The 12,592-nt window shown below is 67.0% G+C and carries 11 protein-coding genes; 5 read left to right on the top strand and 6 right to left on the bottom strand.

From position 1 onward, the window contains the following. The first annotated feature begins 1 nt into the window (after position 1). The 5 genes from catC (at position 2) to antC (ending at position 4,516) form a co-directional block, all read left to right on the top strand. The gene (gene catC / locus DXT74_RS14825; RefSeq protein ID WP_043634782.1) at positions 2-292 is read left to right on the top strand and encodes a muconolactone Delta-isomerase; all 291 of its coding nucleotides are present in this window, start codon (positions 2-4) and stop codon (positions 290-292) included. Positions 293-365: 73 nt separating this feature from the next. Then, positions 366-1,277, top strand: a complete 912-nt coding sequence (gene catA, locus DXT74_RS14820; protein ID WP_043634785.1) for a catechol 1,2-dioxygenase — start codon at positions 366-368, stop codon at positions 1,275-1,277. Between the two features lie 186 nt (positions 1,278-1,463). After that, entirely contained in the window at positions 1,464-2,852 is a 1,389-nt protein-coding gene (gene antA / locus DXT74_RS14815) for an anthranilate 1,2-dioxygenase large subunit (protein WP_114152913.1), read from the top strand. A 2-nt stretch (positions 2,853-2,854) separates the two neighbouring features. Continuing rightward, on the top strand, positions 2,855-3,346 hold the full coding sequence (antB, locus tag DXT74_RS14810) for an anthranilate 1,2-dioxygenase small subunit (RefSeq protein WP_043634791.1): 492 nt from the start codon (positions 2,855-2,857) through the stop codon (positions 3,344-3,346). A gap of 147 nt (positions 3,347-3,493) precedes the next feature. Continuing rightward, on the top strand, positions 3,494-4,516 hold the full coding sequence (gene antC / locus DXT74_RS14805; protein ID WP_194426330.1) for an anthranilate 1,2-dioxygenase electron transfer component AntC: 1,023 nt from the start codon (positions 3,494-3,496) through the stop codon (positions 4,514-4,516). Between the two features lie 61 nt (positions 4,517-4,577). Here antC and DXT74_RS14800 read toward each other — a convergent pair whose 3' ends face one another. The 6 genes from DXT74_RS14800 to DXT74_RS14775 form a co-directional block, all read right to left on the bottom strand. Continuing rightward, positions 4,578-4,955 carry a DUF6277 family protein gene (locus DXT74_RS14800; RefSeq protein ID WP_196783769.1) on the bottom strand — a complete coding sequence of 126 codons (378 nt, stop codon included), beginning with the start codon at positions 4,953-4,955 and terminating at the stop codon, positions 4,578-4,580. A gap of 129 nt (positions 4,956-5,084) precedes the next feature. Continuing rightward, complete coding sequence (gene tssM / locus DXT74_RS14795) at positions 5,085-8,540, bottom strand: type VI secretion system membrane subunit TssM (protein WP_194426329.1); 3,456 nt, start codon at positions 8,538-8,540, stop codon at positions 5,085-5,087. Then, entirely contained in the window at positions 8,537-10,165 is a 1,629-nt protein-coding gene (gene icmH / locus DXT74_RS14790) for a type IVB secretion system protein IcmH/DotU (protein ID WP_194426328.1), read from the bottom strand. The genes tssM and icmH overlap by 4 nt, the downstream gene beginning before the upstream one ends. Positions 10,166-10,245: 80 nt before the next feature. Then, positions 10,246-11,607 (bottom strand): type VI secretion system baseplate subunit TssK, encoded by a 1,362-nt coding sequence (gene tssK / locus DXT74_RS14785; RefSeq protein ID WP_043634800.1) that lies wholly within the window; start codon positions 11,605-11,607, stop codon positions 10,246-10,248. Beyond that, positions 11,604-12,206, bottom strand: a complete 603-nt coding sequence (locus tag DXT74_RS14780; RefSeq protein WP_194426327.1) for a type VI secretion lipoprotein TssJ — start codon at positions 12,204-12,206, stop codon at positions 11,604-11,606. The genes tssK and DXT74_RS14780 overlap by 4 nt, the downstream gene beginning before the upstream one ends. Beyond that, entirely contained in the window at positions 12,206-12,592 is a 387-nt protein-coding gene (locus DXT74_RS14775) for a DUF4150 domain-containing protein (protein WP_043593253.1), read from the bottom strand. The genes DXT74_RS14780 and DXT74_RS14775 overlap by 1 nt, the downstream gene beginning before the upstream one ends.

The following is a 12,592-nucleotide window of genomic DNA, read 5'->3' as shown; positions in this document are numbered from 1 at the left end:
CATGCTGTTTCATGTGGAAATGCAAGTTAACCTGCCCCACGACCTGGACCCGGAACGGGCCGCGGCCTTGAAACTGGACGAGCGCGAACGCGCCCAGGCTCTGCAGCGTAGCGGCCAGTGGCGCCATCTGTGGAGGCTTAGCGGCCAGTACGCCAACATCAGCGTATTCGATGTCGCCGACGCAGAGGAGCTGCATCAACTGCTGTCCAGCTTGCCGCTGTTCCCCTTCATGCGCATTGAGGTTCGGCCCATGAACCGGCATCCGTCGAGCATCCACGCCGACGACCGCTAGGCGCCCGCCCAGCTGGTCCACCACGGCGGAATCAAAACACAACATCCCCGCCCGTCAACAAAGGAGAAACACCATGGAACGCGCCGAAATCGACGCCTTGCTGCAACGCTTCGACCAACCCGCCACCGAGCAGGCCAACCCGCGCACCCGCGCCATCGTCAATCGCTTAATGCGCGACCTGTGCTACGCGATCGAGGACTTCGACATCCAGCCGTCGGAGTTCTGGAGCGCGGTGGGACTGCTGGCCGACGCCGGCCGCAGCGGAGAACTGGGTTTGATCGTGCCCGGGCTCGGGCTGGAACATTTCCTGGACCTGCGCGCCGACGAGGCGGAGCGCAAGGCCGGGCTGCTCGGCGGCACGCCGCGCACCATAGAAGGCCCGCTCTACGTGGCCGGCGCGCCCTTGTGCGAATGCGAAGCGCGGCTGGACGACGGCACGGACGACGGCGAGCCCTTGTTCATGCGCGGCCAGGTGCTGGACAGCGCCGGCCAACCGGTGCCGCATGCTCTGGTGGAAGTGTGGCACGCCAACAGCCTGGGCAATTACTCCTATTTCGATCAGACCCAGAGCGCTTTCAACCTGCGCCGCAGCATCCGCACCGACGACCAGGGGCGCTACCGCTTCCGCAGCATCATGCCCTGTGGCTACAGCGTGCCGCCGGACGGCCCCACCGACCGCCTGCTGCGGCAGCTGGGCCGCCACGGCCACCGCCCGGCTCACGTGCATTTCTTCGTTTCCGCACCGGGCTTTCGCAAACTGACCACCCAGATCAACATCCAGGACGATCCGTATCTGTGGGATGACTTCGCCTTCGGCTCGCGGGAAGGGCTGGTGCCTGACATTCAACGCGTCAGCGCGCCGGAGGAACTGCGTCAGAGCGGCGTCGGCAAGCCTTTCGCCCGCATCGAGTTCAACTTCACTCTGCACCGCGAAGCGGCGCCGGTCCCCTCCTCCGAGGTAAGCCGCGCCCGCGCCCAAGTCTAACGCCGATTGAAACCGCGGCTCGCCGCTTCGCGCGGCGAGCCAGCCGGAACGCAGAACCTGTTCAAAGTCTCGCGAGCCAAGGCGAAACAAGCGAAAACGGCTGAGAAAGCGGAATGCGCGGGTGGTTAATGCCGCACCGCCGACGCGGAGCAGACGTTGAACGGGTTCTCAGATAAGGACATTACGATGAGCACAACCTTCCGCACCACGGAGCAATGGCGCAGCTTCGTCAGCGGCTGCCTGGACTTTCGCCCGGACGACGGCATCTACCGCATCGCCCGCGACATGTTCACCGACGCGCAGCTGTTTGATCTAGAGATGGAGCTGATCTTCGAGAAAGTCTGGATTTACGCCTGCCATGAAAGCGAAATCGCCGCACCCAACGATTTCATCACCGTGCAGGCGGGCCGTCAGCCGCTAATCGTCAGCCGAGACGGCAACGGCGGGCTGCACGCGCTGATCAACGCCTGCCAGCACCGTGGCGCCACCCTGGTGCGTCAGTGCAAGGGCAATCAATCCACCTTCACCTGCCCGTTCCACGCCTGGTGTTACAAGAACGACGGCCGTCTGCTCAAGGTCAAGGCCCCGGGCGAATACCCGGCGGACTTCGACAAGGCCGCCCGGTCGCTCAAACAGGCGCGGGTCGCCAGCTACAAGGGCTTCGTCTTCGTCAGCCTGGACCCGGACGGCGCGGACTCGCTGGAAGATTATCTGGGGGACGCCAAGGTCTTTTTCGACATGATGGTGGCGCAGTCTCCCAACGGCGAGCTGGAAGTGCTGCCCGGCAAATCCAGTTATACCTACGATGGCAACTGGAAGCTGCAAAACGAAAACGGCCTGGATGGTTATCACGTCAGCACCGTGCACTACAACTACGTGGCCACTGTGCAGCACCGCCAGGAGGTCTGCCGCCAGCAAGGCGAGGCGCAGGCCGCCACGCTGGACTACAGCAAGCTGGGCGCCGGCGACGCCGCCACCGACGACGGCTGGTTCTCCTTCCCCAACGGCCACAGCGTGCTATTCAGCGACATGCCCAACCCGGCGGTGCGGCCCGGCTACGCCGGCATCATGCCGCGCCTGGTGGCCGAGCACGGTCAGGCCAAGGCGGAATGGATGATGCACCGGCTGCGCAACCTCAATATCTATCCCAGCTTGTTCTTCATGGACCAGATCAGCTCCCAGCTGCGCATCATCCGCCCGCTGGCCTGGAACAAGACTCTGGTGCAAAGCCAGTGTCTGGGCGTCAAGGGCGAATCCGCCGCCGACCGCGAGAACCGCATCCGTCAGTTCGAGGACTTCTTCAATGTGTCCGGCATGGGCACGCCGGATGATCTGACCGAGTTCCGCGAAGCGCAACGCGGCTTCCAGGCGCGGCTGGAGCGCTGGAGCGACATCTCACGCGGCCACCCGCGCTGGCAGACCGGCGCCACGCCCAATAGCGAAACCCTGGGCATCGCCCCCTGCCTGACCGGGACGGAAATCACCCATGAAGGCCTGTACGTCAACCAGCACAGCGCCTGGCGGCAGTTCCTGCTGCAAGGGCTGGCGCGGCGCGCCGCCGCCGAGGGAGCCTAGCGATGAACATCGAACTTCATTACCAAGTGGAACAGTTTCTCTACCGTCACGCCGAGCGGTGCGACAGCCAGGACTGGGACGCCTACCTGGCAGATTACGCGCCGGACTGCGAATACCACGTGCCGCAATGGGACTCCGAACACGTTTATACCACCGACCCCAAGCGCGAGATGTCGCTGATCTACTACGCCAGCCGCGCCGGCCTGGAGGACAGGGTGTTCCGCATACGCACCGGCAAATCCGCCGCCTGCAACCCGATGCCCCGCACTTTGCACCAGCTGACCAATATACGCGTTGAACGCGGCGCAGACGGTTTGGTGGAAGCCCGCGTCAACTGGGCCACGTTCTACACCCGCTTTGGCGAGACCGGCTATTTCTACGGCCGCGCCGCGTACACGCTGGAGCGGCACGGCGACGGGTGGCGGATCCGGCGTCAGCATGTGCTGCTGTTGAACGATACCGTGAACGCGGTGCTGGATTTCTACCATCTCTGAGAACCTGTTTACGATCTGCCGCGCGCCGAGAGCGGGTTGCGCTTCGGAATGCTTATGTGCCGTCAGCACATTCCGCTTTCTCTGCCGCAATGCCTCTAGCTCGCAAGATCGTGAACCTGTTCGAAATCTCCAAGCGGAAACACCGAAATGCATCAAGTGGCTTTGAATTTTATCGACGGCCATACCCTGTTTCTAGAGGCCAAGCCAGGCGAACTGCTGCTGGACGCCGCGCTGCGCCAAGGCATCAAGATCCCGATGGATTGCCGGGAAGGCGTGTGCGCCACCTGCCGCGGCCGCTGCGACCGCGGCGATTACAGCCAGGACTACGTCGATCCCGAGGCGCTGTCCGCGGAGGAGCTGGCGGAGCGCCGCATCCTGTCCTGCCAGACCAGGGTGTTGTCCAACGCCGCTTTTTCCTTCGACTTCGACTCCAGCCTGTGCCGGAGCGCGCCGGCAGCCCGCATCTCTGCCGTGGTGAGCCGGGTGGAGCCGGTATCGGACAGTTGCGCCGTGCTGTGTCTGGACGCCTCGGCCGCCGAGGGCGCGCTATCCTTCCTGCCCGGCCAATACGCGCGGCTGCGCGTGCCCGGCGGCGAGCAATGGCGCGCCTACTCCTTCGCCCACGCCCCTGCCGCGGACAAGCAGCTGCGCTTCCTGGTGCGGCTGTTGCCGGACGGCGCGATGAGCAATTATCTGCGCAGTGGCTGGCGGGCCGGCGATCGCATCGAACTGGAAGCGCCGCTGGGCAGTTTCTACCTGCGCCACATCGACAAGCCGGTGTTGATGTTGGCCGGCGGCACCGGCTTGTCCGCCTTTCTGGGCATGCTGGAGCAATTGGCCGAACAAGGCGGCTGCGGCCAGCCGGTGACTCTGTACTACGGCGTCAACCGCGAAGGCGACCTATGCGAGCAGCCGCGGCTGCGCGGCCTGGCCGAACGGCTGCCCGGCTTTGCCTGGCATCCGGTGGTGATGGCGGCGGAAGACGGCTGGAGCGGCAAACGCGGGCTGATCCCCGAGCACCTGGACGCGGACGCGCTGCGCGCCCAGGCCGCCGACATTTATCTATGCGGCCCGCCGCCGATGGTGGACGCGGTGCGCGACTGGCTGCGCCGTCATGGTTGCGAGCATCTCAATCTCTATCTGGAAAAATTCGCCGATAGCGGCGGCTAAACGAGCGTCGGCGCAAACGCCCGGGATGCGCGCGTCCCGGGCGCTTGCCTGTCCGTCGCGCCTATTTCTTCATGAAAGGCGCGAAGAAGGCTTCCGGCATTTCGGTGGGGAAGCCTTTGGCGTCGCTGGGGCGCAGGTCGGACATGTCCGGCTGGAAATCATAAGTCTTCTGCCGGCGCTGCTGGTCCTGATGCACCGCCACCTGTTTGTCCACCGAGGACTTGATCGCGGTCATGTGGTCCAGCATCTGGCGGCCAACGTCCTGCACATTGCCTATCAAATTGCTGGCGTTGCTGCCGGAGGCGATATTCATGCCCGGCACCGCGTTCATGAACGGCTCGGCCATGGAGCCGCCGGCGCTTTGGCCGTACTGGTGGGCGGCGCTGCACGCCTTGAGGATTTCCGCCGGGTTGATCATGTTTTCTGCAGCCTTGGTCATGGTGTTTCCTTTCAGTGGGTAATGGAACGAAACAAACAGCGGAAAAACCCGCCTGGGCCCGTTCAAAATCCGCCGTGCTGAACGGGCTCCCTCTTGTCGGGGCCGGCAATGCCGGCCCCTGAACCGTCGTCAGCCGCCTTGCGGGCAACGGAAAGACTGGATCAGCCCGGACCACAGCGGCGACGGCGAGGACAGCGACTGCCACTCTATGCGCACCGAACCCAGGCTGCCCTGATACAGGCGCTCGCGGCGGTCCGCGCTCCCGCCCACGCCGCGGCCGGCGTCGAAGAAGCGGAACAGCGCCCATGGTCCGTCGTATTGCAAGGTGTTGACGCGGCCGTCCACCGACTTCATTTGCAGCCGTATCGCCAACTTCTGGCTCTGACCGTTCCAGTCGATGCGCTGCGGCGTGGTGGCGCCGTGGGCGAAACGCAGAGTCTGGCCGGCCAGGTCCAACTGCACCTCGGCCAGTTGCGGGTCCATGTCCAGGAAGCGCAACACCGTGGGCACCCGCAAGCGGCCGCCGTCGTCCAGCATCGCATCGCGGATGCGGCTGGCGCTTTCGTAAGCGCCAATCACCTCTTGGCTCAGCAGCGCCTGCTTGCCGCCGTCCACGCTGCGCGCCTTCCACGGCGTCACCGAGGTATCGACATAGGCGGCCAGATGCTCGCGGAAGTACACCGCCATCGCGCCCTGGGGGGCGAACAGCCGCTCAAAGCCCTCAACGCTGGCGTCCGCGCCGGCGCCTCGGCGGAACGGGTAGCGGCCGGTCAAGCCCTGATCGCAGGCGCTGCGCGTGGCGCCGGCCGCGCCCTTGTTCAGCACCGCCTGGGTCTGGCTGGAGGTGGCGGCGCTGCCGTTGTTGATCAGGTCCAGCATGATGCCGCGCACCGGCTCCGGCTGCAGGCCGGCGTCGCCGCGCAGCTTGGTGAACACATCGTATTGCGCCGGCAGCACTTGGCCGGTTTGCAGGGCACCGTTGACCAGGCCCAGCTGGCGGTACAAAGAATCGAACAGCCGCGCCAGCGGATTGCTGCCGCTGTTGTCGTTCTTCTCCAGTTGCTTGGCGATCTGGCGCAAGGCCTGGAAGTGCTCCTCCACCGCGTGCTCCGGCAGCAAGGTGGTGCGGTAGCGCTCGCCGTTGATCTCGCCCACCAGAGAGCGGCGGCTTTTTTCCAGCCGCGCCTTCTGGCGATCTATCCAACTATCCATGCCGCCGTCGTAGCTGCCGGTCAACATGGTTTCGCGTCCGGCGAAACGCAGCAGATTGGCCAGCGGCGATTGCGAGTTCATCATCGATGCCGCCAACTGCGCGGCGTCGTCCAGGCCGGTGACGGAGCGCACGCTGACATTGGCCAAAAAGCTTTGCCAGGCGGTGATGTAGTCCTGCAGATATTGATTGCGGGCGCTGTCGGCCAGCTTCTGCACCAGGCTGTCGATCTCAAAGCCATTGCCGCGCAGCGGCTCGTTGCGCAGCACCCAGCTCTGCTCCTCCAGCATGGCGCGGGCGCTGGGCTCCAGCCGAGGCAGGAAGGCATCCACATAACCTGCGCGGGTGTACCAACCGGAAACGGCGCTGTCGGTGTCCGGCACGTTGTTGCGCATGCGCAAGCTCATCGCCGAGCCAAAGCCCGCCGCGCGCGCCAGCGAGATGTCCTGTATCTGGGACGGCAGGCCCTGCTCCCGCACATGGTTGAGCACCCGAGTCACTACCGGAATCTGCGAAGCGCGGGCGCGGGCGGTCTGCACCAGGTTGGCGTCCTCCGGCGCCGCCGGCAGGCCGGGCAGCGTGATCAGCGCGCGCGCGTCGGCGATCAGCATGCGCCGGTCCTCGTCGTTGTACTGCCCTTCGGACAGCGCTTCCCAGCGGCCGGAGATCCAACGCTCCACCGCGCTGGCGGAGCGGTACTGCGGCCGGCACAACATCAGATAGACCTTGAGCGTCAGGAAGATGTCGCCGGGGCTGCCTTCGGTCTGCGCCTGCAAGGTGCGCTTCACCTCGTTGTACAGTTCCGGCATCAGCGTTTTCTGCAAGTGGCGGTGATAGGTGGCGGTGGCGGTTTCAGCCACGCGGCGGTGCTCGAAGTACGGCGTCCTCATCCCGCGCTCGGCGCTTTCAGCCTGGGCCTGCGCGTAGCGCATTTGCGCCGCCACCGCCAGCAACGGCGATCCGGCGCTGGGCGCGCTGCCGGCCTGTTCCCGCGCCAGTGTCTTGCCCTCGCTGAACTGAGCCCAGACGTATTCCAGATAGTTGCGCTCGGCGAAATAGCCCCAGGCCACCCAGACCAGCAAGGCCAGCGCCAGCGCCGGCAAAGCCGCCCAGCGCAGCGCGTTCAGCAACCGGCGCTTGCGCGATGGCGGCGCGGGCGGAGCCGGCCGTTCCCGCGCCTGGCGTTCGGCCGCGGTCAGGTTCTGCTCCATCAATTGCCGTTCCACGGCCACCTGCCGCAGCAAGGGCGTCCACAGCTCGCCCAAGGGCCGCGTCGTCGGCTCCGGGCCGTCGATTTCAATGTCGGCCACTTCCGCCACCGAACCCAGCCACAGCCCGCGCAAATGGGCGGCGTCTTCGTCGCCGTCGCGGGCGAACAGCGGCGGCAGCAAGCCTTGCAGCGCTTGGCGCAACCGGCCCAGCGCCTCCACGAAACGCAGCTGGGCGTGGTTGGCCTCCACCTCGCCGGCCAAGGGCGCGGCAAACAATACTTGGCGCTGCACCCGTTGTTCCAGGCTATGCAAGGCCGGCGCCCAAGCGCCGGAAGCGTCCGCGCCGGCGTCCAGCGGCAAGGGGAAGCCGATGCCGCGCGCCCAGCGCTCCGGCCGCATCTGGTTCAGCATCGCCAACGCGCCGTCGAGCCGGTCCGTCCCGGTCAGCGCCAGGTAGACGTTGGGGGTGCGGCCCAGGCCGTCGCGCAGCTTGAGCAGGCGTTGGCGCAAAGTGGCGGCCATTTGCTGACGGCGTTTGGACGCCATCGAGATCAAATCGTCGCCGCCCACGCACAGCACCACTCCGCTGACGCGGATCTTGTCGCGCAAAGCGACTAGGCCGGCCAGCAGCTTGTCCCAGGCCGCCGCGGCCTCTTGGTCGTAACCTTCGCCGATATTCCACTGTCCCTGGGTATCCAGCCACACCGCGTCCGAGGACAGGCGGAAGTCCAGTCCCAGGCCCTGCCCTATCGCCGCCGCCGGCTCCGCTCCATCGCGCAGCGTCCAGGACAACAAGCTGCTTTTGCCGCTGCCGGCGGCGCCCAACAGCAGATAGCACGGCAGCGGCGCGCCGCCGCGGCGGCTCAGCTGGCGTTCCAGTTGCTGCAAAGTGTCGCTGATGTAGTCCGGCGGGCCGGGGTCCGGCTCAGGCTCGGGCGCCGGTTTGGGCGCGCGGCGGAAGGAACGCGGCGCGGCGGTCAGCCGGCCCCACAGCCAGCTCAGCAGCGGCCAGAAGCCCCAGATCAACGCTGCCGCGACTAAGATTTGCCGCAGCAGCGCCCAGCCCAGCGGCCGGTAGACGCCGATGGAAATCAGCGGTCCTATCCACCAGATCGCTAGCGCGATCAACAGCGCGATCAACACGCGCATACTTTGCCGGATCATGGTTGTTGCTCCTTATAGCCGGGCTCAAGCGGGCTGGGTCCGTTGCCTATGCCGACGCCGGGCGCCAGCGCCAGCGGGGCGGGCGTCTGCGGGGATTGGGCTTGGGGGACGGACGGCTGGGCCTGTGCGCCCTTGGCGGCGTCGGCCACTTTCCACAACACGTCGACGCGGCGGTTGCGTTCATAGGCGGCAGGGGTCTGCGCCGCGTCCAACGGCGCGCTGTCGCCGCGTCCCGAGGAGTCGATGCGGCGCGCCACCGCGTTGTCGGGCGCTTGCGCGCCGCCGGGGATCGCGGTCTGGCGCAGAGAGTCCGCCACCGAGCGAGCGCGCGCCTCGGACAAGCGCTGATTGCTGGGGAAGGCGCTGGTCTGGATGGGTTGGCGGTCGGTGTGGCCTATCACCTCCAGATCGCCCGGCCACGGCGCGAAAGCCTGGCCCAGCCGTTCGATGTTTTTCTGGAAGGAGGCCCGCACCTCGGCCTTGCCCACGTCGAAGGCGCCGTCGCTGCGGAAAACCAGCAGCCAGCCCTGCGGGTGCTTATAGGCCACCAGCCAGCCTTCGGACAGCAGCTGCGGCAGCGGAGGCGGCAAGGTGGTGGCCAGATTGATGGCCCGCAGCGGCGGGGTCCAGGCCGCCAAGGCTTCGCGTATCGGCCGGCCCAGCAGATCCAGGCTGATGTTGGCCGCGCCGTAGGCCAGCGCCACCACGCCCAGCGCGATGGCGCCGCCGCGCAAGGGCGTCAGCCAGCGCTGGCGAGGGGGCGCTTCGGGCTCCGGCGGCGGCGGGGGCGGCGGGGGCTCGATCAATTCCGCCCCCAGCGGCTCCGGCTCCCGCTGGCGCCAAATGGCGGCATGCAGCTGCGAGCGCAAATCCTGCAGCAACGCCTCGCCGCGCTCCAGCACCCGGTAGCGGCCCTGCCAGCCCAAGGCCAGCACCAACTCGTACAGCTCCAGCAAAGGGGTGGGCGCCGGCTCGTGGCGCAGCCAGCGCTGCAGGTCGGCGAAGGCGTCCTCCCCGCCCCAGGCGTCATCGTGGAACTCCACCAAAAGACTGCGCTCGCCGTCGTAGGGCTGTTGGCCGGCGCCGCGCGCCGCATCGTTGCAGACTTCGTCTAGATAGGTGCACAGCAGATAGGAGGCGTCCTGAGCCTGCTGCCACTCGCAGCCGGACGCGGCCAGCCGTTCTCGGTAAAGCTTGAGTTCCAGGCCCAATTGGGCGCGGATCTGCGCCTGGCTCTCCGCCGCGCCGCCTTGAAGCCGCTGTAATTGCAGCACCGCCGGCAAGGCATGGGAGATGAAGGGATTGTCCCATTGCGCTTGTTGCAAGCCGGCCTTGAGCAGGCCGCCGCGCGCGCCGGAGCGCTGATAGATCACCGGCGCGTCGTCGGTCTCCGCCTGCGCCCTGCCCGCGCCCGCCGTCGGCGGCGCGGCGGGCGGGAGGGCCAGCGGCAAGGCGTTCAAGGCTTCCGGTTCGGCTTCGGCCTCCAAGGTGGACACTTGCTGGCCGGGCATCAGCAAAGGCAGGTTTTCCAGCCGGCTGCGCATCGCGCCCTCCAGCATGCCGCTGTTCAGGTGCGCGGCGGAGGCCCGGCGGAAGATGGAGGAAAAATTGTGCAGCAGATTCATTTTCGTTCACTCTTTCGGCTATTTGGTTTTGAGCCTGTTTTACGACCCCGCTAAGCTGCGCGGCAGGTCGCAAACAGGTTCTAAGCGACCTTGCCTTCGCGCAGCCCCCAGGCCTCGAACCGCATATCCTGGAAGTCCCCGACGATGCGGAGCGCCAGCGCCGAGCCCGCGAAGGCCTGCGCCCAAAACGGGTCGCTGGACTCCACTTCGAAGTACACGCTCTGCGCGTAGTACGGCACCTGGCGCGGCGGGTTGGGCGTCGGGATCAGCCGCGCGCCCGGCAATTGCAAGTCCACCAGCTTCTGGATCTGTTCCACCGCGCCCAGTTTGGCCTGCTGCGGCAAGAGCTGGCGCAGCTTGTCCGCCGGCATCGCCGCGGAGAAGGCGAAGACCATCTTCTGCAGCTTCCACTGGCGGTCCACCACGCAGACATGCACTTGGTCGCCGCGGTCCTCAAACTTCAGCGGCAGCACCGGGGTTTCGATCACCCTGGCCAGCGCGTAGCGCAAGGTGGCGGCCAACGGCTCGAAGCTGGCTTGCAGCTCATCGTGGCGGTAGGCGAACTGCCGCTCGGCCAATGCCTCGTCCACGCCGGGCAGCACGCTGAGCCGGCCCAGCAGGCCGATCAACTCCTGGAACAGCAAGGCCGGCGGCAGCGGGTTGAAGGCGTCCAGGTGAGCCAAGCGCATCCGGTATTCGGCGATGCCCTGGCGCAGCATCAACTCCACCAGGTCCGCCAGGCCGCCGCCGGCGGACAGCACTCGCAAGCCGGCGCTGCCGGCCAGCCGCACTTGCAGCGTGCTTTGCAACTCCTCGATCAGCGCTCGCAACGTCTGGTGGGCGCGGCTGTCCAACAGCGGCGGGATGAAACGCGGGTCCAGCAACAGCGTCAGCGCGCTGCTGCGCCCCGCCACCCGGGCGAAGGGCAAGGCGGTTTCCTCGGCGCGCAATTGCGATTGCCAGCACAGCCGCGTCATCATGCGGCCGGTTTCCAGCGTCAGGCGGCGCGGCGAGCCCGGCGCGTCCAGGCCCACGCTGAGATCGGGCACCTCGGTGGCGGCGGCGCGGTAGCGCGCGGCCGCAGACGCGTCGCCAAAGGCCATTTCCGGGCCGCCGCAACCGGCGGCCGGCAGCGCCAGGCAGGCAATGTCGCCGGCCTGGGCGTCCGAGGTGTCCAGCGGGGCCGGCAAAGGGTCGTGAGCCGGCAGCGCGAACGGGGTGCCGTCCGGCAAAATGCCTTCGGCCGCGCGCAGGCCCAAGCGGCCGAGCCCCAAACCGTCGCTGTCCACATCCAGCAGGGAAAAGCCCCAGCCATGGTTGGAGGTCTGACGCAGGCGCAGGCCGAACTGATGAGCCAAGTGGCGTTCCTGCTGCTGAAAATGCTGGGTTTCTATCAACATGCCGTCGCTCCAGGCGACGGGTCCTACTGGCAAAGCGCTCATGGGCTTTCCTCCAAATGGGCGATGGGCGCCTTGCGCGTCTTGCGCCAAGGCTTGCGGGAGGGCTTGGCCGGCGTCGGCGACGTGGCCGGGGCCGACGCGGAGACGTCCGCCAATGGGGCGGCGGCGGGCCGCAGAGCGTCGACAATGCGGTTGCGCTCCAGCAGCACCGCCAAATGGATCAGCTGGCGGCCGTCCACCCGGATGCGCAGCGGCGCGTAGCCGGGCGGCTTGTTGGCGAAATCGGCGTCCGCCAACAGCCAGACCGGGTCCGAGCCGGACGCCGGCAGCAGTACTTGCTGCACCTGGTTGGGCGCCACCACGTGGCGGGATTCGGCCGCCACTTCCCGGCCGCGCTGGGCGCAGCTGGAATCCTCCAGCCCGGCAGGCGGCAGCCAGTTGGCTTCTCGCACCACGTACAGGCAGACCTGCACCGGCCGCGGTCCGCCGCCGCTGTTGTTGAGCTGGCCGCCGCCCACCAGGGTGACGTGCAACTGGCGCGGCCCGTCGTCTCCGCGCGAGGAAAACAGCGAAGAGCAGCCTGCCAGACCAGCCAGCGCGCACAGCAGCAGCGCGCGCCGGACAAAGGGAAAAGAGATCATTAGCTCAAGGTCATGGTGATGGTCTGGGAAGGCGCCACCGTCTGCCCGGCGGTGTTCTGGTTATTGGGCAGATTGGTGTCGGTCAGCCGCGTCTGCGGCGCGCCCTGGATCAGCACCTTGCCGGAGCCGGTCACGTGGCGGGACAGCGCCGCCACCGTGCCGGAGGCCACCCCACCCATGGAGCCACCCTCGTCGCCGTGAGTCATCGGAATGATGGTGTTGAGGTTGTGCACCGGGCCGCCGGCGTAAATGATGGTCGGCACATTGGGCACCGCCTCCGGCTTGTTGGCGATATTGGCGTAGGTGGACGGAATCCCCAGCGGCGGGGTCTTGCAGACGTCGGAAGCCGCGAGGGCCATGCCGCCGGCGGAACAATTGGCGAACAT

The sequence above is a fragment of the Chromobacterium sp. Rain0013 genome, assembly GCF_015291765.1.
GTDB classification, from domain to species: domain Bacteria; phylum Pseudomonadota; class Gammaproteobacteria; order Burkholderiales; family Chromobacteriaceae; genus Chromobacterium; species Chromobacterium haemolyticum.
This window is presented reverse-complemented; position numbering and strand designations above follow the sequence as displayed.